General features: G+C 66.6%; 24 protein-coding genes. 10 read left to right on the top strand and 14 right to left on the bottom strand.

All coding sequences use genetic code 11. From position 1 onward, the window contains the following. Positions 1 to 5: 5 nt before the first annotated feature. Both A5695_RS26600 and A5695_RS26595 read right to left on the bottom strand, forming a co-directional pair. Complete coding sequence (locus A5695_RS26600; RefSeq protein WP_068089730.1) at positions 6 to 773, bottom strand: fructosamine kinase family protein; 768 nt, start codon at positions 771 to 773, stop codon at positions 6 to 8. Continuing rightward, positions 770 to 2,422 (bottom strand): acyl-CoA synthetase, encoded by a 1,653-nt coding sequence (locus tag A5695_RS26595; protein ID WP_068089729.1) that lies wholly within the window; start codon positions 2,420 to 2,422, stop codon positions 770 to 772. The genes A5695_RS26600 and A5695_RS26595 overlap by 4 nt, the downstream gene beginning before the upstream one ends. Positions 2,423 to 2,456: 34 nt before the next feature. On the opposite strand from A5695_RS26595, the gene A5695_RS26590 reads away from it, so the two are divergent. Then, positions 2,457 to 3,299: a crotonase/enoyl-CoA hydratase family protein gene (locus tag A5695_RS26590; protein WP_156749867.1), complete on the top strand. Its 843-nt coding sequence runs from the start codon at positions 2,457 to 2,459 to the stop codon at positions 3,297 to 3,299. A gap of 104 nt (positions 3,300 to 3,403) precedes the next feature. After that, on the top strand, positions 3,404 to 4,243 hold the full coding sequence (locus A5695_RS26585; protein WP_068089727.1) for a hypothetical protein: 840 nt from the start codon (positions 3,404 to 3,406) through the stop codon (positions 4,241 to 4,243). A gap of 61 nt (positions 4,244 to 4,304) precedes the next feature. Here A5695_RS26585 and A5695_RS26580 read toward each other — a convergent pair whose 3' ends face one another. The 3 genes from A5695_RS26580 to A5695_RS26570 are packed head-to-tail and all read right to left on the bottom strand — an operon-like array spanning position 4,305 to position 7,289. Further along, positions 4,305 to 5,501 carry a cytochrome P450 gene (locus tag A5695_RS26580; RefSeq protein ID WP_068089725.1) on the bottom strand — a complete coding sequence of 399 codons (1,197 nt, stop codon included), beginning with the start codon at positions 5,499 to 5,501 and terminating at the stop codon, positions 4,305 to 4,307. Beyond that, entirely contained in the window at positions 5,498 to 6,214 is a 717-nt protein-coding gene (locus tag A5695_RS26575) for an acetoacetate decarboxylase family protein (RefSeq protein WP_068089721.1), read from the bottom strand. Before A5695_RS26575 ends, A5695_RS26580 begins: the two co-directional genes overlap by 4 nt. Positions 6,215 to 6,257: 43 nt before the next feature. After that, a complete protein-coding gene (locus A5695_RS26570; protein WP_068089720.1) occupies positions 6,258 to 7,289 on the bottom strand; it encodes an LLM class F420-dependent oxidoreductase in 1,032 nt (343 codons plus the stop codon). A gap of 77 nt (positions 7,290 to 7,366) precedes the next feature. Between A5695_RS26570 and A5695_RS26565 the strand changes: the two genes are divergently transcribed. The 4 genes from A5695_RS26565 to A5695_RS26550 are packed head-to-tail and all read left to right on the top strand — an operon-like array spanning position 7,367 to position 11,055. Continuing rightward, positions 7,367 to 8,362, top strand: a complete 996-nt coding sequence (locus A5695_RS26565; protein ID WP_068089718.1) for a Zn-ribbon domain-containing OB-fold protein — start codon at positions 7,367 to 7,369, stop codon at positions 8,360 to 8,362. A gap of 16 nt (positions 8,363 to 8,378) precedes the next feature. Beyond that, a complete protein-coding gene (locus A5695_RS26560) occupies positions 8,379 to 9,443 on the top strand; it encodes a thiolase domain-containing protein (protein WP_068089716.1) in 1,065 nt (354 codons plus the stop codon). Continuing rightward, positions 9,443 to 10,651, top strand: coding sequence for a thiolase domain-containing protein (locus A5695_RS26555; RefSeq protein WP_068089714.1), 1,209 nt, complete (start codon positions 9,443 to 9,445; stop codon positions 10,649 to 10,651). Before A5695_RS26560 ends, A5695_RS26555 begins: the two co-directional genes overlap by 1 nt. Then, complete coding sequence (locus A5695_RS26550; protein WP_068089713.1) at positions 10,648 to 11,055, top strand: nuclear transport factor 2 family protein; 408 nt, start codon at positions 10,648 to 10,650, stop codon at positions 11,053 to 11,055. The genes A5695_RS26555 and A5695_RS26550 overlap by 4 nt, the downstream gene beginning before the upstream one ends. On the opposite strand, the gene A5695_RS26545 is transcribed toward A5695_RS26550, so the two are convergent. Next, positions 11,052 to 11,576, bottom strand: coding sequence for a gamma carbonic anhydrase family protein (locus A5695_RS26545; protein WP_068089711.1), 525 nt, complete (start codon positions 11,574 to 11,576; stop codon positions 11,052 to 11,054). The two genes, A5695_RS26550 and A5695_RS26545, sit on opposite strands and share 4 nt — an antisense overlap. Positions 11,577 to 11,703: 127 nt before the next feature. Here A5695_RS26545 and A5695_RS26540 point away from each other — a divergent pair, with 127 nt between their 5' ends. Further along, positions 11,704 to 12,858, top strand: a complete 1,155-nt coding sequence (locus A5695_RS26540; protein ID WP_068089710.1) for a Rieske 2Fe-2S domain-containing protein — start codon at positions 11,704 to 11,706, stop codon at positions 12,856 to 12,858. A 4-nt stretch (positions 12,859 to 12,862) separates the two neighbouring features. Beyond that, the gene (locus tag A5695_RS26535; RefSeq protein WP_068089708.1) at positions 12,863 to 13,309 is read left to right on the top strand and encodes a hypothetical protein; all 447 of its coding nucleotides are present in this window, start codon (positions 12,863 to 12,865) and stop codon (positions 13,307 to 13,309) included. Here A5695_RS26535 and A5695_RS26530 read toward each other — a convergent pair whose 3' ends face one another. From A5695_RS26530 to A5695_RS26500, 7 genes are all read right to left on the bottom strand, one after another. After that, positions 13,310 to 14,458: a sulfotransferase gene (locus A5695_RS26530; protein WP_068089706.1), complete on the bottom strand. Its 1,149-nt coding sequence runs from the start codon at positions 14,456 to 14,458 to the stop codon at positions 13,310 to 13,312. It lies immediately after the preceding gene. 96 nt (positions 14,459 to 14,554) lie between these two features. Continuing rightward, positions 14,555 to 15,337 (bottom strand): SDR family oxidoreductase, encoded by a 783-nt coding sequence (locus A5695_RS26525; protein WP_068089704.1) that lies wholly within the window; start codon positions 15,335 to 15,337, stop codon positions 14,555 to 14,557. 2 nt (positions 15,338 to 15,339) lie between these two features. Next, entirely contained in the window at positions 15,340 to 16,467 is a 1,128-nt protein-coding gene (locus A5695_RS26520; RefSeq protein ID WP_068089702.1) for a hypothetical protein, read from the bottom strand. A gap of 88 nt (positions 16,468 to 16,555) precedes the next feature. Then, a complete protein-coding gene (locus A5695_RS26515) occupies positions 16,556 to 16,855 on the bottom strand; it encodes a hypothetical protein (protein WP_068089700.1) in 300 nt (99 codons plus the stop codon). Positions 16,856 to 16,907: 52 nt separating this feature from the next. Then, positions 16,908 to 17,987 carry a 4-hydroxy-2-oxovalerate aldolase gene (gene dmpG / locus A5695_RS26510; RefSeq protein WP_068089698.1) on the bottom strand — a complete coding sequence of 360 codons (1,080 nt, stop codon included), beginning with the start codon at positions 17,985 to 17,987 and terminating at the stop codon, positions 16,908 to 16,910. After that, the gene (locus A5695_RS26505) at positions 17,984 to 18,904 is read right to left on the bottom strand and encodes an acetaldehyde dehydrogenase (acetylating) (protein ID WP_068089696.1); all 921 of its coding nucleotides are present in this window, start codon (positions 18,902 to 18,904) and stop codon (positions 17,984 to 17,986) included. The genes dmpG and A5695_RS26505 overlap by 4 nt, the downstream gene beginning before the upstream one ends. Positions 18,905 to 18,954: 50 nt before the next feature. Next, positions 18,955 to 19,740, bottom strand: coding sequence for a 2-keto-4-pentenoate hydratase (locus A5695_RS26500; protein ID WP_068089694.1), 786 nt, complete (start codon positions 19,738 to 19,740; stop codon positions 18,955 to 18,957). Between the two features lie 72 nt (positions 19,741 to 19,812). Between A5695_RS26500 and kstD the strand changes: the two genes are divergently transcribed. Both kstD and A5695_RS26490 read left to right on the top strand, forming a co-directional pair. Continuing rightward, complete coding sequence (gene kstD / locus A5695_RS26495; protein WP_068089809.1) at positions 19,813 to 21,495, top strand: 3-oxosteroid 1-dehydrogenase; 1,683 nt, start codon at positions 19,813 to 19,815, stop codon at positions 21,493 to 21,495. Next, positions 21,495 to 22,313, top strand: coding sequence for a MaoC/PaaZ C-terminal domain-containing protein (locus A5695_RS26490; RefSeq protein WP_068089691.1), 819 nt, complete (start codon positions 21,495 to 21,497; stop codon positions 22,311 to 22,313). The genes kstD and A5695_RS26490 overlap by 1 nt, the downstream gene beginning before the upstream one ends. 29 nt (positions 22,314 to 22,342) lie before the next feature. Here A5695_RS26490 and A5695_RS26485 read toward each other — a convergent pair whose 3' ends face one another. Continuing rightward, the gene (locus A5695_RS26485) at positions 22,343 to 23,218 is read right to left on the bottom strand and encodes a DUF559 domain-containing protein (RefSeq protein WP_068089689.1); all 876 of its coding nucleotides are present in this window, start codon (positions 23,216 to 23,218) and stop codon (positions 22,343 to 22,345) included. Between the last annotated feature and the right edge of the window lie 44 nt (positions 23,219 to 23,262).

Here is a 23,262-nt window from a genome sequence, read left to right as displayed (position 1 = left end):
CGGAGCTACAGGGCCAGTGTGGCGCGGGCACAGGCGCGCGTCCGCTGGGCGTGCCCGCCGCCGAACAGCACCACGTGTGCCAGCAAGGGGAACAGCTGGTGCAGCCCGATGCGGTTGCGCCAGCCGGCCCGCAGGGGTCTCACCTGCTCGTAGCCGTCGACGATGGCGTCGTAGTGCGGGCAGCCGAACAGCGCGAGCATCGCCAGGTCGCTCTCGCGGTGGCCGGCGTGCGCGGCCGGGTCGATCAGCACCACCCCGTCGGGCGTCCACATCACGTTGCCGCCCCACAGGTCGCCGTGCAGCCGGGCGGGCCGGTCGTCGTCGTCGAAGTCGCCGGCGCGGCAGCGCTCGATCACGGAGTCGATCTCGCCACGGGTGGCGGCGTCGAGCCGCGCTGCCGCCAGGTCGGCCATCGGCGCCAGCCGCTCCTCGGCGTAAAACTCACCCCAGCGGCGGTGCCGCCGCAGCGACATCGGCAGCGGCTGGGAAAGCGGCCCGAAGAACCCCGGCCCGTCCCATCCTTCGGGCCCGGCACCGAAGGCGGGGGCGCCGGCATCGTGCGTGACGGCCAGCCGGCCACCGAACGTCCGCGCCGCCTCGGGCGCCGGGGTCGCCGGGTCGAGCCGCTGCAGGGTCAGGCTCGTCGCGTCGACGGAGACCACCTGGGCGCACGGCACGCCGCCGTCGACGCTTGCCAGCCACCGCAGCCCGGCGGCTTCCCACCCGAAGTAGCCGCTGGGGGCGGCGGGGTGTTGCTTGACGAAGTCTGTCAAGCAGTTACGTGCGCGGCGTGCACGTCGTCGGCGGGCCGTGCCTCGGTGTGGTCCTTGGCCCAGCGGTAATCGGGTTTGCCGGCCGGCGAGCGTTTGACCTCGTCGACCAGCCAAAGGCTGCGCGGCACTTTGTATCCCGCGATCTCGGAGCGCACGAAGCGGTCCAGTTCGGCGAGCGTCGGACGGGTTCCCGGCCGCGCTTGCACGACGGCCGCCACGTGCTGCCCGTACCGGGGGTCGGGCACGCCGACCACCAGGGCGTCGAAGACATCGGGGTGTCCCTTGAGCGCCGCCTCGACCTCCTCGGGGTAGATCTTTTCGCCGCCGCTGTTGATCGAGACCGAGCCGCGGCCCAGCATCGTGACGGTGCCGTCCTCCTCGACGAGCGCCCAGTCACCCGGGATCGCGTAGCGGACGCCGTTGATGGTCTTGAACGTCTCGGCCGTCTTCTTCTCGTCCTTGTAGTAACCGACGGGGATGTTGCCCTTCTTGGCGATGAAGCCGCGCACCCCGGAACCGGGCTTGACCTCGTTGCCCTCCTCGTCGAGCACGACCGTGCGGTGGTCGATGGTCACCCGCGGGCCGCCGGCGTGCGGCGCGTCCTTGGCGACGATGCTGGTGCCGCCGAATCCGGTCTCCGAGGAGCCGATGGAATCGGTGATGACCCGGTTGGGCAGCAACTCGAGAAGTTTCTCCTTGATGCTCGGCGAGAACAGCGCCGCGGTGCTGGCGAGCAGGAACAGCGAGGACAGGTCGTACTCGTTCCCGTTGTCCTGATGGGCCAACAACGCGTCGAGCAGCGGCCGCGCCATCGCGTCGCCGGTGAAGAACAGCAGGTTGACCTTGTGCTCGTGGATGGTGCGCCACACCTCGTCGGCGTTGAATTCCGGCGCGAGCACGGTGGTTTGACCCGAGAAGATCGACATCCAGGTGGCCGACTGGGTGGCGCCGTGGATCATCGGCGGGATCGGGTAGCGGACCATGGGTGGGTTGGCGGCCGCGGCCTTGGCCAAGTCGTGCTCGTCCTCGACGAATTGGCCTGTCGCGAAGTCGGTTCCGCCGAACAGCACCCGGTAGATGTCCTCGTGGCGCCACATCACGCCTTTGGGAAAGCCCGTAGTGCCACCCGTATACAGCAGGTAGATGTCGTCGGCGCTGCGCTCTCCGAAGTCGCGCTCGGGTGAACACTGCGCGATGGCCGAGTAGAACTCGACGCCGCCATAGCGCTGGTAGTCAGCGTCGGTGCCGTCCTCGACGACGAGGATCGTCTTGACGTTGGGCGTTTCCGGCAGCACGTTGGCGACCCGGTCGGAGTACTGGCGCTCGTGGACCAGGGCGACCATGTCGGAGTTGTCGAACAGGTAGCGAAGCTCACCCTCGACGTAGCGGTAGTTGACGTTCACCAGGATGGCGCCGGCCTTGACGATGCCGAGCATCGCGATGACGATCTCGATGCGGTTGCGGCAGTACAGCCCGACCTTGTCGTCCTTTTTCACCCCCTGGTCGATCAGGTAGTGGGCGAGGCGGTTGGCCTTCTCCTCCAGTTGCGCGTAGGTGAGCTTCTCGTCGCCGCAGATCAGGGCGACACGGTCCGGCACAGCGTCGATGGCGTGCTCTGCGAGATCGGCAATATTCAGGGCCACGGCCACCAAATTAGAACGTGTTACATTTCTTGACAAGCTCATGCCCAACGTCGAGGGAAAGGCACTAGCCGTGGCCGAGGCTCCAGCAAACGAACAGACGGGACCCGACGCGCTGGTCGAGCAGCGCGGGCACACCCTGATCGTCACGTTGAACCGGCCACACGCCCGCAACGCCCTGAGCACCGAAATGATGCAAATCATGGTCGAGGCCTGGGACCGCGTCGACAACGACCCGGACATCCGGTGCTGCATCCTCACCGGGGCGGGTGGCTACTTTTGCGCCGGCATGGACCTCAAGGCGGCAACGAAACGGCCACCTGGTGAATCTTTTAAGGACGGCAGCTACGACCCGTCGCGGATCGACGCACTGCTCAAAGGTCGCAGACTCACAAAACCCCTCATCGCGGCCGTCGAGGGCCCCGCGATCGCCGGCGGCACCGAGATCCTGCAGGGCACCGACATCCGCATCGCCGGCGAGAGCGCCAAGTTCGGCATCTCGGAGGCCAAGTGGAGCCTGTACCCGATGGGCGGGTCGGCCGTGCGGCTGGTGCGGCAGATTCCCTACACCGTCGCCTGCGACCTGCTGCTGACCGGTCGGCATATCACCGCCGCCGAGGCCAAGGAAATGGGCCTGATCGGGCACGTAGTGCCCGACGGGCAGGCGCTGACCAAGGCGCTAGAGATCGCAGAAGTGATCGCTGGTAATGGACCCCTCGCCGTGCAGGCGATCCTGCGGGCGATCCGCGAGACCGAAGGCATGCACGAGAACGAGGCGTTCAAGATCGACACCCAGATCGGCATCAAGGTCTTCCTGTCCGACGACGCCAAGGAAGGCCCCCGGGCATTCGCCGAGAAGCGCAAGCCCAACTTCCAGAACCGCTGAGTTCTCGATTGCGCCGAACGTGAACTCAGGGCGAGTTTCCGGCCGGATTTCCGCCTGGCTTCACGTTCGGCAGGGTTGTCGGTAGCCCGAGACACACTGCCCGCGTGGCGGAACCATTTGTCGGCAGCGAAGCACTCGCGTCCGCGTCGCTGACCCGGCACCGGCTGCGAACCCGATTCGCCGCAATCTATCCCGACGTCTACGTCCCACGCGGCGCGGAACTGAGCGCTACGACGCGCGCCCATGCCGCCTGGCTGTGGTCGCGGCGCCGGGGCATCGTCGCCGGGCATTCCGCGTCGGCGCTGCACGGCGCCAAGTGGGTAGAGGGCCGGACGCCCGCACAATTGCTCTACGAGCACCGTCGGCCGCCGAACGGGATTCATACCTGGTCTGATCGGGTGTGCTTCGATGAGACCCAGCTGGTCGGCGGCATTGTCACCACCACGCCCGCGCGCACCGCTTTGGACCTGGCCTGCCGAAATCCCACCGGAACGGCAGTCGCGGCCATCGATGCGCTCGCCCGGGCCACCAACCTCAAGATCGCGGATGTCGAACTGCTCGCCGAACGCTACAAAGGCCACCGCAACATCCGGCGCGCGAAGCGGGCGTTGCCGCTCGTCGACGCCGGCGCCGAGTCACCGCGCGAGACGTGGCTGCGGCTCCTGCTCATCGAAGCCGGCTACCCGCGACCACGAACGCAGATCCCGGTTTACGGCGAGTACGGAGAGCTTGTCGCCGTGCTTGACATGGGGTGGGAGGACGTCAAAATCGCGCTCGAGTACGAAGGCGGTCACCATCGGACCGACCGCAGGCAATTCCGCAGGGATATCGCCCGCTTCGAAGCCCTGCCCGCACTGGGGTGGATAGCCATTCGTGTGACGTCCGTGGACACGCAGGGTGGCATCATGGCCCGGGTGGCCGCGGCCTGGGCGCGCCGAACGTGAAGCCAGGGCGGAAATCCGGCCGGAAACTCGCCCTGGCTTCACGTTCGGCGCAGGACGGCGCCTAGCCCAGCGGCGCGGTCGGCGTGAACGCCACCGGCATCTTCTCCAGGCCTGAGACGAAGTTGGCCGGCCGCAGGGGCAGGTCGGTGCCCGGAGACGCCAGCCGCATGTCAGGCAGACGTTGCAGCAGCCGGGTCTGCATGATGGACAGTTCCAACCGGGCGAGCTGGTTACCGAGGCAGAAGTGCGTGCCGAAACCGAAGGCCAGGTGGTTGTTCGGGTAGCGCTCGATGTTGAAGCTCTCCGGGTCGTCGAAGACCTTCTCGTCGAAGTTCGCCGATTCGAACAACAGGATCATCTTCTCGCCCTGGCGCAGCTGGGCGCCATGGAACTCGGCGTCGGCGGTGATCGTGCGTGCCATGTTCTTCACCGGCGCGGTCCAGCGCAGCATCTCCTCGATCGCGTTGGGCAGCAGGCTCAGATCGGCCGCCAGGCGCCGGTGCTGATCGGGATGCAGCAGCAGCTGCCGGGTACCGCCGGACAGCGTGTGGCGCGTGGTCTCGTCGCCGCCGATCAACAGCAACAGCACCTCGGTGACGATCTGGTGGTCCTCGAGCCGCGAGCCTTCGACCTCCGCGTGCACCAGCACGCTGACCAGGTCGTCGGTCGGCTCGGACTTGCGGGCCTCGATCATGCCCATCATGTACTGGCTGTAGGCCGCGAAAGCGTCCATGGTGACCTGGAAATCGGACTCTGCCGCGGTGCTGCTCAAAAAGCTGACCAGGTCGTCGGACCACTTGAGGAACATCTTGCGCTCTTCGGGACGAACCCCGAGCATGTCGCCGATCACGGCCATCGGCAGGGGCGCCGCGAGGTCCCAGACGAAGTCACACTCGCCGCGTTCACACACCGCGTCGATCAGCGTGTCACACAGTGAAACAATCTTGGCCTCAAGGTCTTTCACACGCTTGCGAGTGAACCCGGAGTTGACGAGCTTGCGGCGCAACAGATGTTGCGGATCGTCCATCTCGATCATCATCTCGATGCCGTCTTGATCGGGCCGGATGCCGCCGGCATTGGAGAACAGCTCGGGGTTGCGTTCGGCCTCGATCACCGCCTGATACGTGGAGGCGGCGGCTAATCCGTTGCGGTCCCGGAAAACTGGCTCGTGTTCACGCATCCAGCGGTAGACGGACCGCGAATCGCCCGAGTAGAAGGCGCCGTCGGTCAGATCCACGTCGGGTCTGGTCATCGTCATGAGATCTCCTGGGCATCACCGAAGGACATTTGTACTTGGTCGACAGAGCTGGACACTAACGCGCGCTTCGGAAGGCCAAGCGACGCAAGTTCTTTCGAATACGGATGCTCACCGAGCCGGACGCTTACGCCGCCGAACCGGGTGTGTACGCCGTCCAGCGTGTGTTCGAAGGCGGTTTCGCGGGTGATTCCGTCGCGATGCGAGTAGGTGCGTTGCGACTGCTGGCGCGGGGTCAACCGCAACGGCAGACCGCGGCGGAATTCCATGCCGATCACCGGCTGGCCGTCGATGGTGAGGTCGAACGCGAACCGGCGCCCTTCGGTGACGGTGAAGTTGCCCATCACTTTCGGGTAGCCCCAGATCTTGGTTCCCGCCTCCAGGGTGAACGCCTGGTCGACGGGGAGGTGGTGGATGAAGGCGCCGGCCGATTGCAGCGCTCGTGGGCCGCTGGCCCTCGAGCCGGGCGGATTGACCATCACGCTGGTGCCGAACTCGTGATACTGGCCCAGGTCGCCATCGATGTAGTGCATCAACATCAGCACCACGATGGCGCGGCCGGGGAGGTAGCGGCAGACCTGCAGGCCGCTGTAGTCGATCATCTGCTGCGCGGCATCGGCGTCGACGGAGAACATCGCCATGTGCTGATTGGCCTTGCGGATCTTCACCGGCATGGTGAGCACCGTGCCCGCGACGGTGTGCTGCGAGGCTGTCATCGGGCCAATCTAGAACGTGTTCTATTCGTTCGGCAATACCGGGTCAGGTTAGCGTGGCCAGCTCCCTGATCTGCGCCTCATTGCGTCCGTTGACCACCATCATGGTGACGCCGGCGGCTTTCCAGACCTTGACCTGCTCACGGACGTAGTTGACATCGCCGACGATCGCGGCGTCGTCGATCGCCTCGTCGGGGATGATCTCGGCGGCCTTGTCCTTGTCTCCACTGCGGAACAGCTTGGTGACGTCGTCGACCACCTCGGCGTAGCCCATCCGCCGGTAGACGTCGGCATGGAAATTGGTGTCCTCGGCGCCCATCCCGCCCATGTACAGCGCGATGTAGGGCTTCATCGCAGCGAACGCCGCGGGGCGGTCGTCGGTGATGACGATGTTGGCGGTCGCGCAGATCTCGAAGTCCTCGCGGCTGCGCCGCGCCCCGGGCCGCGCGAACCCCTCGTCGAGCCATTCGTTGTAGGTGTCCGCCATCCGCGGCGTGTAGAAGATCGGCAGCCAGCCGTCGCAGATCTCGGCGGCCAGCGCCACGTTCTTCGGCCCCTCGGCGCCGAGCATGATCGGAATGTCGGGACGCAACGGGTGGGTGATGGACTTGAGCGGCTTGCCCAGGCCGGTCGTCTGCTCGCCCGTCAGCGGCAGCGGGTAGTGCGGGCCGTCGCTGGTCACCGGCTTCTCGCGGGCCCACACCTGCCGCATGATGTCGACGTACTCACGGGTGCGGGCCAGCGGCTTGGGGAACGGCCGACCGTACCAGCCCTCCACCACCTGCGGGCCCGAGACGCCCAGGCCGAGGATGTGCCGACCCCCGGACAGGTGGTCGAGCGTCAGCGCGGCCATCGCTGTGGCGGTGGGGGTACGCGCGGACAGCTGGATCACCGATGTGCCCAGCCGCAGCCGTTGCGTCGACGAGCCCAGCCAGGCCAGCGGTGTGTAGGCGTCGGATCCCCACGCCTCGGCCGTGAACACGGCATCGAATCCGGTGTCCTCGGCGGCGGCGACGAGCGCCGCGTGGTTCTCCGGCGGCTGAGCGCCCCAATACCCGAGCTGCAACCCCAGCTTCATAGCCACTCAACCTTTCCCGACAGCGTCCCGATAAGAAAAATTTGAAACCGTTCTTAGAACCTGTTCTACTCGATGGCGTGACAGCCAGTTCGAGCAGCCCGACCTTGACAGATCCCACTGAGCCACCGCTCTCCGCGCCGCTGACGTTGTCTTTCGACTACACCCGTTCGGTCGGCCCCACGCTGAGCAAGTTCTTCACCGCACTGCGTGAGCGCCACATCCTGGGGGTGCGCGGATCCGATGGCCGGGTACACGTGCCGCCGGCCGAATATGACCCGGTGACCTATGAGCCGCTGGGCGAGATGGTACCGGTGTCCAGCGTCGGCACCGTGGTTTCCTGGGCGTGGCAACCGGATCCGATCGAAGGTCAGCCGCTGGACCGGCCGTTCGCCTGGGCGCTGATCAAGCTCGACGGTGCGGACACCCCGCTGATCCACGCCGTGGACGCCGGCGACCCCGGCGCCATCCGGACCGGTGCCCGCGTGCACGTGCACTGGGCTGACGAGCCGGTCGGCGCCATCACCGACATCGCCTACTTCAAGCCGGGTGACGAAGCCGAACCGGTGTCGGAACAGGCTGCGGGCGAACAAGATCCGGTGACCATGATCGTCACGCCCATCTCGCTGACGATCCAGCACACCGCCTCCCACGAGGAGAGCGCCTACCTGCGCGCCATCGCCCAGGGCAAGCTGCTCGGCGCGCGCACCGGCGCGGACGGAAAGGTGTATTTCCCGCCGCACGGCGCGGATCCGGCCACCGGCCAACCCACCACCGAATTCGTCGAGCTGCCCGACAAGGGCACCGTTACGACATTCGCGATCATCAACATCCCGTTCCAGGGGCAGCGCATCAAACCGCCCTACGTGGCGGCCTACGTGCTGCTCGACGGCTCCGACATTCCCTTCCTGCATCTGGTCGCCGACATCGACGCACACGAGGTACGCATGGGTATGCGCGTCGAGGCGGTGTGGAAACCCCGCGAGGAGTGGGGCTTTGGCATCGACAACATCGAGTACTTCCGGCCGACAGGGGAACCCGACGCCGAATACGACACCTACAAGCACCACCTGTAAAGGGCACATCCAACACATGAGCGCTCGCAACGTTGCGGTCGTCGGCTTCGCCCACGCCCCACACGTACGCCGTACCGACGGCACCACCAACGGCGTTGAAATGTTGATGCCGTGTTTCGCCGAGCTCTACCAGGACCTCGGCATCACGAAGGCCGACATCGGCTTCTGGTGCTCGGGGTCGTCCGATTACCTTGCCGGACGGGCATTCTCGTTTATCTCGGCGATCGACTCGATCGGCGCCGTGCCGCCGATCAACGAATCGCACGTCGAGATGGACGCGGCGTGGGCCCTCTACGAGGCCTACATCAAGATCCTGACCGGCGAGGTCGACACCGCGCTGGTGTACGGGTTCGGCAAGTCCTCGGCCGGCATCCTGCGCCAGATCCTGTCGCGGCAGACCGATCCCTACACCGTTGCGCCACTGTGGCCGGACTCGATCTCGATGGCCGGGCTACAGGCCCGCATCGGGCTCGACAACGGCACCTGGACCGAAGAGCAGATGGCGCGCGTCGCGTACGACTCCTTCGCCAATGCGCGACGGGTCGACAAGGTGGAGGGGTCCATCAGCGTGGCCGAACTGCTCGAGCGGCCGTTCTTCGCGGAGCCGTTGCGGCGCCACGACATCGCGCCCATCACCGACGGTGCCGCGGCCATCGTGCTCGCGGCCGACGATCGGGCGCGCGAGCTGCGCGGAAACCCCGCCTGGATCACGGGAATCGAGCACCGCATCGAAACCCCAGTCCTGGGCGCGCGTGACCTCACCGAGTCCCCCTCGACCAAGGCGGCGGCCCACGTGGCCACGGGGGGCCGGACCGACAACCTCGACGTCGCGGAGATCTGCGCGCCGTTCACCCACCAGCACCTGATCATCGAGCAAGCCATCCGGATACCCGGGCCGACCAAGGTCAACCCGTCCGGTGGAGCGCTGGCCGCCAACCCCATGTTCGTCGCCGGCCTCGAGCGAATCGGCTTTGCCGCACAACATATCTGGAACGGATCAGCGAAGCGGGTGCTCGCGCACGCCACCAGCGGGCCCGCGTTGCAACAGAACCTGGTCGCGGTCATGGAAGGAAAGAACTGATGGCCGGAGCGGGAGCATACCTGGCCGCGGTACTGGGTACCGGGCAGACCAAGTACGTGGCCAAGCGCAAGGACGTCTCGATGAACGGCCTGGTGCGCGAGGCGATCGACCGCGCGCTGGAAGACTCCGGTTCGACGTTCGATGACATCGACGCCGTCGTCGTCGGCAAGGCGCCCGACTTCTTCGAGGGCGTGATGATGCCCGAGCTGTTCATGGCCGACGCCGTCGGGGCCACCGGCAAACCGCTGATCCGGGTGCACACCGCGGGTTCGGTCGGTGGGTCCACCGCGGTGGTGGCCGCCAGCCTGGTGCAGTCCGGAAAGTACCGCCGCGTGCTGGCGATGGCCTGGGAGAAGCAGTCGGAGTCAAATGCCATGTGGGCGTTGTCGATCCCGATCCCGTTCATCAAGCCCGTCGGCGCCGGCGCGGGGGGCTATTTTGCCCCGCACGTGCGGTCCTACATCCGCCGGTCCGGCGCACCGTTGAACATCGGCGCGATGGTTGCCGTCAAGGACCGGCTCAACGGAGCCCGCAATCCGTTGGCGCACCTACATCAGCCCGACATCACCGTCGAGAAGGTGATGGAGTCGCCCATGTTGTGGGACCCGATCCGCTACGACGAGACCTGCCCGTCGTCGGACGGTGCCGCCGCCGTGGTGATCGGCAACGAGGAGGCCGCCGAAGCCCGTCTGGCACAGGGACAGCCGGTGGCGTGGATCCACGCGACCGCGCTGCGCACCGAGCCGCTGCAGTTCTCGGGACGCGACCAGGTCAGCCCCCAGGCCGGGCGCGACGCCGCCGCGGCGCTGTGGAAGGCGGCAGGCATCACGAGCCCGATCGACGAGATCGACGCCGCGGAAATCTACGTGCCGTTCTCATGGTTCGAGCCGATGTGGTTGGAAAACCTCGGCTTTGCGCCCGAAGGCGAGGGCTGGAAGCTCACCGAAGCCGGCGAGACGGCGATCGGGGGACGACTGCCGGTCAACCCGTCGGGCGGTGTGCTGTCATCGAATCCGATCGGCGCGTCTGGCCTGATTCGGTTCGCCGAGGCCGCGATTCAGGTGATGGGCAAGGGCGGAGATCACCAGGTCCCCAACGCACGCAAGGCGTTGGGGCACGCCTACGGCGGCGGCTCGCAGTACTACTCCATGTGGGTGGTCGGCTCTGAAAAGCCCGCCAAGCCCGCGCGCGAAAAAGTCGGCTCGTGACCCAGAACCCCGCGCACGAGGCCGGCCGGCGCTCACGCGAGGCGGTCATCGCCAGGGACAAAGAGGCGTGGCTGGCGGTGTTCGCCGACGACGCCATCGTCGAGGATCCGATCGGCCCGTCGGCCTTCGACCCGGAAGGCAAGGGCCACCGGGGCCGCGACGCGATCGCTGCCTTCTGGGACAAGGCCATCGCCCCCACCACCAGGATCGAGTTCGTCTTCCGCGACACCTACCAATGCGGCAACGAGGAAGCCAACGTCGGCCACATCCTGATCACCCACGGCGACTATCAGGTGACCGCGGAGGGCGTCTTCACGTACAAGGCGAACGACGAGGGCCAGATGACCGCCCTGCGCGCCTACTGGGAGATGGACCGCGCGGCCGGATCGGCCCGGAAGGTCTAGAGCGGCTCGAGCCCGGCCAGGTGCCGCTGGGCCAGTTCGCGGTAGGCCTGCGGATTCGCCTTGACCCACATCTCCGCGCCCGTTCCGGCGACAGGTCCCTTGATCTGCGCCGGCGCGCCCACCGCCAGCATGCCCGCCGGAATCTGGGTGCCGGCCGTCACCAGCGAGTGGGCCGCGATCAGGCTGCGCGCGCCGATGACCGCGCCGTCGAGGACGGTGGCGTGGTTGGCGATCAGGGCCTCGGACCCCACGTGCACCCCATGAATGCAGCACAGGTGCGCCACCGTGGCGCCGGGGCCGATGTCGACCGGGATGCCAGGCGGCGCGTGCAGCACCGACCCGTCCTGCACGTTCGCGCCCTCGCGCACCACGATGGGCCCGTAGTCGCCGCGCAGCACGGTGTTGAACCACACCGAGGCACCGGCCTCGACGACGACGTCGCCGATCAGGGTGGCGGTCGGGGCCACGAAGGCGGTGGGATCGACCCGCGGCGCCCGACCCTCGAAAGCAAACAGCGGCATCGTCTAGATATACCCCGAGCGCGCATTCGCCGTGCATATGCCGTGGCCAGACTCACCGTCATTGCGCGCCGCCACCGCAAAACTGTAACGTGTTCTAGTTAGAGGGCCAGTGAGTTGGAGGTGACAGGTGACTACCGACACCAAGGCGGTCGGCGTTCGGGAGATCGATCCCGGTGCTTTGCCGACGAGGTACGCCCGAGGCTGGCATTGCCTGGGCGTCGCGAAGGACTTCCAGGACGGCAAGCCGCACTCGATCGAGGCGTTCGGCACCAAGCTGGTGGTCTTCGCCGACTCGCACGGTGACCTGAAGGTCCTGGACGGCTACTGCCGGCACATGGGTGGCGACCTCTCGGAGGGCACCATCAAGGGCGACGAGGTGGCCTGCCCGTTCCACGACTGGCGCTGGGGCGGCGATGGCCGCTGCAAGCTGGTGCCATACGCCAAGCGCACACCCAAGACGGCGCGCACCCGCTCGTGGACGACCGATGTGCGCGGCGGCCTGTTGTTCGTCTGGCACGACCACGAACAGAATCCGCCCGACCCCGCGGTCCGGATCCCCGACATCCCAGAAGCCGCCAGCGAGGAGTGGACCGAATGGCGGTGGAACCGCATCCTCATCGAGGGTTCGAACTGCCGCGACATCATCGACAATGTCACCGACATGGCGCACTTCTTCTACATCCATTTCGGGTTGCCGACGTACTTCAAGAACGTGTTCGAGGGTCACATCGCGTCGCAGTACCTGCACAACGTGGGCCGGCCGGACGTCAACGACCTGGGCACGTCGTACGGCGAGGCGCACCTCGACTCCGAGGCGTCGTACTTCGGGCCGTCGTTCATGATCAACTGGCTGCACAACAGCTACGGCGGCTACAAGGCCGAGTCGATCCTGATCAACTGCCACTACCCGGTGACCCAGAATTCGTTCGTGTTGCAGTGGGGCGTCATCGTCGAAAAGCCCAAGGGCATGGACGACGCGATGACCGAGAAGCTGTCGCGGGTATTCACCGAGGGCGTCAGCAAGGGCTTCCTGCAGGACGTCGAGATCTGGAAGCACAAGACCCGCATCGACAACCCGCTGCTGGTCGAGGAGGACGGCGCCGTCTATCAGCTGCGCCGCTGGTATCAGCAGTTCTACGTCGACGTGGCCGACATCCAACCGGAAATGGTGGAGCGCTTCGAGATCGAGGTGGACACCACCCGCGCCAACGAGTACTGGAACGCCGAGGTCGAGGAGAACCTCAAGGCGGCCAAGGACGAAGTGCCCGCGGAGCAACACTGATTCCATGACCCAGGATCAACCGGCAGTCCCCGACGTCGACCGGCTCGCCCGGTCGATGCTGATGCTGCACGGCGACCATCACGACCACGATGACGCGCCGGCCCGCAACGGCGGCTCGGGATCCTGGTCCAAATCATGGGATTTCGCCAACGATCCGCAGCGCGCCGCGGCCGTCGCCGAAGCCAGCCGCGCGGACCGCGAGCGCTACCTCAGCTCGGGGTTGCTGCCGGTGGATTGCCGGTTCTGCCACGTCGCCGTAACCGTCCGGAGACTGGGCCCGGGTCACACCGCCGTGCAATGGAACACCGACGCGTGGCAGCGCTGCGCCCACTTCACCGAGGTGCGCAACTCCGGTGGTGATACCGCCCGCACCCGGTCGTGCCCCAAACTGAGCGACAGCATCGAGCACGCGGTCGCGGAGGGCTATCTCGGCGATCCGGACGACGACTGATCACAGCCCAGCGAAGCGCTCCTTGACGGTTTCGACGGTCAACCCGTAGTCGGCCAGCGAGTACCGATGTTTCGGCGCGCGCTCGCCGGACTGGCTGTCGGCGTGCGTCTTCTCCATGGCCGCGCGCGCCTCGTCGGTGAGCGTCAAATCGAAGTGCCGGTAAATGTCGGCCACCGTGCCGATCGGATCGGCGATCAGCTCCTTGTAGTCGACGTCGTAAAACTGGGCCGGTGAATACTTGGCGCGGGCAGTGTTGAAGCGCTCCAGTCCGCGCGACCAGGTGTCCATCGCGTCGGCACCGATCTGAGCCCCGTCGAATGACGTCGACCAGCCCTCGGCGGTGTGCTGGGCCAACGAGCACATGGAGGCCATGATCGTCTCGACGGGCCGGTGGGTCTGGATCACCAGCGCGTCGGGGTAGGTCGCCATCAAGGCGTCCAGCGCAAACAGGTGGCTAGGATTCTTCAGCACCCAACGCTTTTCGGCGTCGTTGAGGCCGATCAGCTGGAGGTTCTTGCGGTGTCGCCGGTAGGACGGCGTCCAGTCCTGCTCCGACAGCCATTGTGCGTAACTGGGCAGGTGCGCCAGGGTCTCGTAAGACACTGAGTGCAACGACTGCCGAAGCAGCTGCCAGCATTCCTCGAGCTCGTAGGCGGCCATGAAGTGCAGGCCGGTATAGCCGGGATTCTCCCGGTGGTGCTGGTTGAATTGCTCGTCGAGCTGGCGATAAAGGGGGTGCGATTCCCAGGTTTCGCGCGGCGGCCGCGGTTGCGGGAATTCGGCCAGCCACATGTGCAGGCCCTGATGCGCGGGGTCGGCGCCCAGCAGCCGGTGCAGCGCGGTGGTGCCGGTGCGCACCAGGCCGGTGACGAAGATCGGGCGTTCGATCACGACGTCGGCGTGCTGCGGGTACTGCTTCCAGGAAGCCTCGGACAGCAGCCGGGCCACCAGCGCGCCGCGCAGGAAGAACCGATTCATCTTGCTGCCCAACACCGTTAGGCCGGCCTCGCGGCGGTAGGAGTCCAGCAGCACCTCCAGCGCCTCCAGATAGTTGTCGTCGTTGGCGCCGAAGTCGTCCAGCCCGGTGAGCTTGCTGGCCGACGCGTGCAGCTCGTCGACGGTACCGATATCGGTGCGATCAGCTCCCATGTCGCCATCTCCTCTCCCCCGCAAGCGGGAGGTACCCCCACATCGCTTCGTCCCCCGCAACCGGGAGGTGCCCCCACTGCATCGTCGATGGCGGCATCAGGTGTGGTACTCCCCGCAGTTGACGTCCAGCGTCTGCCCGGTGATGCCGCTGGACAGGTCGCTGGCCAGGAAAAGGATCGCCGAGGCCACCTCGTCTTCGGTGGGCAGGCGCTTCAGGTCGGAGTTCGCCGCGGTGGCGGCGTAGATCTGGTCCGCCGTGGTGCCATACTTGCCGGCCTGGTGCTCGAAATAAGCCTGTAGTGTCTCACCCCAGATATAGCCGGGTGCAACGGAATTGACGCGGATCCCCTTCTCGCCCAACTCGGTGGCCAGCGATTGCGACATCGACAGCAGCGCCGACTTGGCCATCTTGTACGCGCCGTACTTGGCCTGGGAGTGCCGTAGCACCATGGAGTTGACGTTGACGATCGATCCGTGCGAGGACTCCAGCGCGGGCGTGAAGGCCTGAATGAGCCGCAGCGCGCCGAGCGCGCTCAGCTCGATCGCGTCGCGGATGTGCTGAAAACTGGTGCCGGCCAACGGCTTCATTGACGGCACGCGGAAGGCGTTGTTGATCAACACGTCGACCTTGCCGTAGGTCGCCATGGTGGTCTCGACGAGGTAGTTGACCTCGTCGTCGTCGGTGATGTCGCAGCGCACGGCCAACGCCCTCTGCCCGGCGTCGTTGACCTGTTTGGCGACGCTTTCCAGCCGTTCCGCCGTCCGCGCCGCCAGCACTAAGTCGGCGCCGTCCTGGGAGCACCGGTGCGCCAGCGTGGTACCGAGCCCCGGCCCGACGCCACTGATGACGACCACCTTCTCGTTGAGCAAGCCTGACATCGTCACCCCAGCATCCTGGCCGCAATTTGTTGTTGGCGCAGCACTATTCGCGCACGCCATTCGTCATCGGAGATCTTATTGTGCTCGAAGTACGGCAACGCGGCCGGGACGGCGTCGAAGTCGACCAGCTCGACCGTGGGCCCGTCCGCCTCGGTGAGCTGACGCGACACCCGCTGCCAGCGGAACTGCAAGAAGCCCCGCCGATGGCCAAGCGTCTCCACCCAGTTGGTCACTCCCGGATTCTGGTCGGCGACGACGATGCGCACCTTGCCATCCGGATCCGCTTGCGCCTGAGTGTTGTTCAGCGATGTCTGGTGGTTGATGTAGTCCAGCGAGATGTACCACAGGCTGCCCAGCTGGAAGCCGAGGTATGGCGCGTCGGAAACCGGCACGGTGATCACCAGCGCCTGATCTGGCCGCAGGTCGTAGTGGCCGACCGACGAGTACTGGGTGGCCAGGCCGCCCGGCGTCAACCGGGGCGCGACCATGGTGTTCACCGGGAGATCGAGGTAAAACCACTGCGGGAACTGCAGCCACGTCTTCACCCGGTTGACGAGTTGCTTTGCGGCTGTGGCGTAACGCTTTTCGATCGTCTCGCGGGTCAGCGGCGGGGGCGCGGTGCCCGCGGTGTCCAGCCGGGAGATGGCCAGCGTGCCGCGCTGTGCCGACCAGTCGCCGTACACCTCGCGGATCACCAGCTGCCCATTGCTGGTGGGCCGCACCCGCCACTCGAAGCTGCCGTCGGCCGCGATCTCCAGCTCGCGGTCGTCGAACGCGGCCTGACTGGCCGGTACGTTGTCGTCGGTGTATTCGCCGCCGAGCAGCTGGAAGCTCAGGTCGGTGGTGGTGCCACGCCGACCGGTCACCACGTAGTCGTGGTTGGCGTGCACCCGGGTGCCGAAGTAGAGGGTGTCGGGGTTGTCCAGGCCCATCTTGGTGAACGGCCCGGTGCCCGACTGCAGGAAGGGGTGGTCCCGGTCGTAGTCGAAGGCCAGGTGGATGCATGCCGAGACACAGCCGGCCAGATACTGCAGCCCTTCGAGCAGGTCGGCTTCGGTCTCGATGAAGGGCGCGTCGGCGACCAATTTCTCGGCTTCGGCGATCGCGGCGGTGAGAGGATCAGAGAACACGCATAGACGCTAGAACGTGTTCTACTTTTTCGTCAATGGCGAACGTCCCCGCGCGTCCGCCGCGGCATTCACCGACGAGGCCGACTCACTACGATGCGCACTGCTGGGACAGGTCGATCAGATGCTGCCGCACGTCCGGATGCCGATTCAGGTAGTCGATGACGTTGGGGCCACCGCCTTCCGCCTCCGACTTGGCCTGCAGCTGCGCATGGAGGTCGGGATGACGCTGCAGGTACTGGTCGATGGAGTTACCCACGGTCTGATTGCATTGGGGCGCGGCACCGGCGACCGGGAGCGCGATCACCGTCGCGGCGGTGGCGGCCAGCAAACTCCCGGCGAGGACGCCGTACAGTCCGCGGCCACGAGATTTCCTGGATGTCACGGTCATGCGTCCAGGCTACTCCGCGTTGCTTTGCGTCGCCTGTGCGTGCGACGGCCGGCTACTTGGCGGCGGCACCGCTCTCTCCCCCGCGAGCGGGAGGTGCCCCCAGCTCGCGCTTGATCTCCAGCGCGATGTCGATGAGTTGGTCCTCTTGACCGCCGATGAGTTTGCGCTGACCGGCACGGTGCAGCAGCTGGTGGGCGGGCACGCCGTAGCGCTCGGACTGGCGGATGGCGTGCTTGAGGAAGCTCGAGTAGACCCCGGAGTAGCCCATGATCAGGGCGTTGCGGTCCAGCAGGCACTCGGCGGGCATGGCGGGCGCGACCACCTCTTCGGCGGCGTCGGCGATGTCGAAGAAGTCGATGCCGGTCTTGACGCCGATTTTGTCGAACACGCCGATCAGCGCCTCCACGGGTGCGTTGCCCGCTCCGGCGCCGAACCGCCGACACGAACCGTCGATCTGCTTGGCGCCCGCGCGGACGGCCTCGACCGAGTTGGCCACCCCGAGCCCGAGGTTCTCGTGACCGTGGAAGCCGACCTGGGCGTCGTCGCCGAGCTCGGCGACCAGCGCCGCGACCCGGTCGCGCACCCCTTCGAGGACGAGCGCGCCCGCCGAGTCGACCACGTAGACGCACTGGCAACCGGCGTCGGCCATGATGCGGGCCTGGGCGGCCAGCTTCTCGGGCGCAATGGTGTGGCTCATCATCAAGAACCCGACGGTCTCCAGGCCGAGTTCGCGGGCCAGGCCGAAGTGCTGGATCGACACGTCGGCCTCGGTGCAGTGGGTGGCGATCCGGCAGATCGAGCCGCCGTTGTCCTGGGCCTGGACGATGTCGTCCTTGGTGCCCACCCCGGGCAGCATCAGGAAGGCGATCTTGGCTTCCTTGGCCGTCTCGGCGGCCAGCTTGATCAGTTCCTGCTCGGGCGTCTTGGAGAACCCGTAGTTGAAGCTCGAGCCGCCCAGCCCGTCCCCGTGGGTCACCTCGATGACCGGCACGCCCGCGGTGTCCAGGGCGGTCACGATCGCGCCGACCTCTTCTTTGGTGAATTGGTGGCGCTTGTGGTGCGAGCCGTCCCGCAACGACGTGTCGGTCAACCGCACGTCCCAGATCGGATTGAAGAAGATGTCGGTTGTCATGCCTGCGCTCCTGGCGCCGCAGCGGAGAGGGATTCCTTCGCGATTTCCTCGCCGACCTTGGTGGCCGCGGCGGTCATGATGTCCAGGTTGCCCGCATACGGCGGCAGGTAATCGCCGGCGCCCTCGACCTCGACGAACGTCGTGACGACCGCCTGCCCACCGGAGTGCAGCGACGGCTCGTCGAACTGCGGCTCGTTGAGCAGGCGGTAGCCCGGCACGTACGTCTGCACCTCGGCCACCACGTCGTGAATGGACTTCGCGATCGCGTCCCGGTCGGCATCCTCGGGGATCGCGCAGAAGATGGTGTCGCGCATGATCATCGGCGGATCGGCCGGGTTGAGGATGATGATGGCCTTGCCCCGCTCGGCGCCGCCGATGGTCTGCACACCCTTGCTGGTGGTCTTGGTGAACTCGTCGATGTTGGCGCGCGTGCCCGGGCCGGCCGATACCGACGCCACCGACGCCACGATCTCGGCGTAGGGCACCTCGACGACGCGACTCACCGCGTAGACGATCGGAATGGTGGCCTGCCCGCCGCAGGTGATCATGTTGACGTTCGGCGCATCCAGGTGCTGGCGCAAATTCGCCGGCGGGATGACCGCCGGCCCGACGGCGGCCGGTGTCAGGTCGATGGCCCGAATCCCGGCGGCTTCGTACTTCGGCGCCGCGTCCCGGTGCACGTAGGCGCTGGTGGCCTCGAACACTAGGTCGGGCTTTTCCGGCTGGGCCAGCAACCAGTCCACACCCTCGTGCGTGGTCTCCAAACCCAGTTTGCGGGCCCGCGCCAAGCCCTCACTTTCCGGGTCGATGCCCACCATCCAGCGCGGCTCCAACCACTCCGACCGCAGCAACTTGTAGAGCAGGTCAGTACTGATGTTTCCCGACCCGACAATGGCCACACTCGCCTTAGCCGGCATGACGCTCCTTCGCGAAGCTCTCGTATTTAAGTCCGACGATTTAATTCGAGCTATTCGAACGATAGATGGACAGCGCCCAGGCCGGTGAAGTCGGCCACGAACTCGTCGCCGGCGTGCGCGTCGATGGCGCGCGTGCACGACCCCGGGAGGACCAGGTCGCCCTTGCGTAACCGCACGCCGAAGCCGTCCACCTTGCGGGCCAGCCAGGCCACCGCGGTGACGGGGTTGCCCAGCACCGCGTCGGTGCGACCCTTGGCGACGACCTCACCGTTGCAGCTCAGCACCGCATCGATCCCTTTGACGTCGACGTCGTTCGGGGAGATGCGCGCCTTCCCCAGCACGAAGCCCGCCGACGAGGCGTTGTCGGCGATGGTGTCGCACAACTCGATTTTCCAGTCGGTGATCCGGGTGTCGATCAACTCGATCGACGGCACCAGCGCCTCGGTGGCGGCCAGCACGTCGTCCTCGGTGCAGTCGGCTCCCGGCAGGTCGGCGTTGAGGATGAAACCGACCTCGACCTCGACCCGCGGCCACAGGTAGTGGCTCGCCTGCACCGGGGTGTCTTCGGACAATTGCATCTCGTCGAGCAAATGCCCGTAGTCCGGCTCGTCGACCCCCATCATCTGCTGGATCGCCTTCGACGACAGGCCCACCTTGTGGCCCAGCACGCGCGCTCCCTCGGCTACCCGCTGGCGGATGTTGATCAGCTGGATCTCGTAGGCGTCGACGACGTCGATCTCCGGGTGAACGGCGGTCAGCGGAGCGATCGGTGAGCGGCTCCGCTCAGCCTGCGCCAAGTCGGCAGCAAGCTCATCTCGTGTCGCAACACTGAGCATCTGCAGAAGTCCCCTCGTTCGTGTGACCGGCCCAGTAGCGCCCGGCCCCGGCAATTCTATAACGTGTTCTACATGACAGCACAGGAGCTCGACGTCGTCGTGGTCGGCAGCGGCGGAGCCGGCATGGTGGCTGCCCTTACCGCCGCTCACCGGGGCCTTTCCGCAGTAGTCATCGAGAAGGCTGCGCACTTCGGTGGCTCCACCGCCCGATCCGGTGGAGGCGTCTGGATTCCCAATAACGAAGTGCTCAAGCGCGCCGGGGTGCGGGACGACCCCGAGGCGGCCCGGACCTACCTGCACAGCATCGTCGGCAACGTCGTCGACCCGGAACGCATCGACACCTACCTCCAGCGTGGACCCGAGATGCTCTCGTTCGTGCTGAAGCACACCCCGCTGAAGATGTGCTGGGTTCCGCGGTACTCCGACTACTACCCGGAGGCGCCGGGCGGCCGCGCCGAAGGACGTTCGATCGAGCCGAAGCCGTTCGACGCACGCAAGCTCGGCGCCGACATGGCCGGCCTCGAGCCGGCATACGGCAAAGTGCCACTCAACGTCGTTGTCATGCAACAGGACTACGTGCGACTGAACCAGCTGAAGCGGCACCCGCGGGGCGTGCTGCGCAGCCTGAAGGTGGGCGCGCGCACCATGTGGGCGAAGGCGACCGGTAAGAACCTCGTCGGCATGGGCCGGGCGCTGATCGGCCCGCTGCGGATCGGGTTGCAGCAGGCTGGCGTCCCGGTGTTGCTCAACACCGCGCTGACCGACCTGTACGTCGAGGACGGCGTGGTGCGCGGCGTTTATGTGCGCGACACCACAGCGTCGGAATCGTCCGAACCGCGGCTGATCCGGGCCCGGCGCGGGGTGATCCTGGCATCGGGCGGTTTCGAGCACAATGAGCAGATGCGGGTGAAGTATCAGCGCGCGCCGATCACCACCGAGTGGACCGTCGGGGCCAAGGCCAACACCGGCGACGGCATCGTCGCCGCCGAAAAGCTCGGCGCGGCACTCGAATTGATGGAAGACGCCTGGTGGGGCCCGACGGTGCCGCTGGTGGGCGCGCCATGGTTCGCGTTGTCGGAGCGCAATTCGCCGGGATCGATCATCGTCAACATGTCGGGCAAGCGGTTCATGAACGAGTCGATGCCCTATGTCGAGGCCTGCCACCACATGTACGGCGGCGAATTCGGCCAGGGCCCCGGGCCGGGCGAGAACATTCCGGCGTGGCTGGTGTTCGACCAGCAATACCGTGACCGCTATATCTTCGCGGGATTACAGCCGGGACAACGCATTCCCCGCAAGTGGCTGGAGTCGGGGGTCATCATCTCCGCCGACACGCTCGAGGAGCTGGCGCAGAAGGCCAGCCTTCCGGTTGCCGACTTCACCGCGACGGTGGCGCGCTTCAACGGCTTCGCCCGCTCCGGCGTCGACGAGGACTTCCACCGCGGCGAGAGCGCGTACGACCGCTACTACGGTGACCCGACCAATAAGCCGAACCCCAACCTGGGCGAGCTCGCCCGCGCGCCGTACTACGCCGCCAAGATGGTGCCCGGTGACCTGGGCACCAAGGGCGGCGTCCGCACCGACGTCCACGGACGTGCGCTGCGCGACGACGGCTCGATCATCGAAGGCCTTTACGCCGCAGGAAATGTCAGCGCGCCGGTGATGGGCCACACTTATCCGGGCCCGGGCGGAACCATCGGCCCGGCGATGACTTTCGGCTACCTGGCCGCTCTGCACATTGCGGGGGAACGCTGATGCCCATCGATGTGGACGTCGCGCTGGCCGCCGAGCTGGAGCCCATCGACTTCTCGTGGACGAGCAGCGATGTGCAGCTCTACCACTTGGCGTTGGGCGCCGGCAAGGACCCGGTGGATCCGCGCGAACTGCGCTACCTGGTTGACGACACCCCGCAGGTGCTGCCGACGTTCGGCAACGTGGCGGCGTCCTTTCACATGACCAAGCCGCCGACCGTGCAATTCCCCGGCATCGACATCGAGCTGGGCAAGGTACTGCACGCCAGCGAGCGGGTGGAGGTGCCCGGCCCGCTGCCACCGTCGGGTTCGGCCCGCGCCGTCACCCGGTTCACCGACATCTGGGACAAGGGCAAGGCCGCGGTGATCTGGAGCGAGACGACCGTCAGCGCGCCCGACGGCACGCTGCTGTGGACGCAGCGGCGATCGATCTTCGCGCGCGGTGAGGGCGGATTTGGCGGCGAGCGTGGGCCTTCGACCTCGGACGCCGCGCCCGAGCGGGCGCCCGATGTTGAGATCGCGGTGCCCATCCTGCCGCAGCAGGCGCTGCTCTACCGGCTGTGCGGCGACCGAAACCCGCTGCACTCCGACCCGGAATTCGCTGCGGCCGCAGGCTTTTCGCAGCCCATTCTGCACGGTCTGTGCACATACGGCATGACGTGCAAAGCCATCGTCGACACGCTGCTGGACGGCGATGCCGGCGCGGTCGCCGCCTACGGCGCCCGCTTCGCCGGCGTGGCGTTCCCCGGCGAGACCCTGCGCGTCAACGTGTGGAAAGAAGGTGGCCGTTTCGTGGCCGGCGTCGAGCTGGTCCCGGCCTAGGGTCGTTCGGCTTCTCGCCGAGCGCCCGGCTAGCCGGGCCGTAGGCCTCGCATGCCCGGCTCGCCGGGCATGCGACGAGCACGCGCGCCGCGCACCCTGCGGATGATGTCACCGGGACGATCGCCGGCGACCACCCTTACTACGATCCAACCCAGCCGCTGAAGCGTTTCCAATCGCCGGACATCCCAGGCGTATTGGCGGCGATCGTTGCGGTGCTGCTCACCGTCGTACTCCACAGCGACTTTGACGTCTTCCCAACCCATATCCAGATAAGCGAACACGCTGCCGAACTCGTCAAGTACCGGAATCTGTGTCTGGGGCCGCGGCAGGTCGGCCTCGATCAACAGAACCCGAAGCCAAGACTCCTTTGGCGACTGCGCCCCCGCATCGAATAGTTCGGCTGCTCGCCGTGCTCGTGCGATGCCTCGGCGTCCCGCGTATCTACGGGCTAGCAGCTCGATGTCAGCCGCCTTGATTTCTGTCGCACCCGCCAACGCGTCGATACCCGCCACAGCGGTCATCGACGGGTACCAGCACCCGAGGTCCAGCGCTGTCCTGGTCGGTGATGTCACCGCAACGCCGTCGATTGATTCGACCTCATCCGCGCCGACGGTTTCCCTATGCAGCTGTATCCCGGGCGCGAAATGGTGGTTGTCGTGGATCAGCTCCACAGGTCTTCGATCGTCGACCCATTTGCTCCCGTGCAGCGCAGCCGCCGAGAAGCCCGCGACAACGCCCCGCCGGCCGGTCCACAACCATCCAGCCTTCGCGCGTACTACCGCGGTGAGCTCAGCATCACGATCGATGTAGACGCCCCGGAACAGCCGAACATAGCGCGTTTCCAAATGACTTTTGGTCAGCAGTCCGCAGGCAACGGCTTCACTCCCGACAAATGGCTCACCCATCGGCGCAGCGTCGCATGCCGAACCACCGACGTCACTTCAGCTGT

The organism is Mycobacterium sp. E1747, assembly GCF_001667775.1.
Classification (GTDB): Bacteria; Actinomycetota; Actinomycetes; order Mycobacteriales; family Mycobacteriaceae; genus Mycobacterium.
This window is presented reverse-complemented; position numbering and strand designations above follow the sequence as displayed.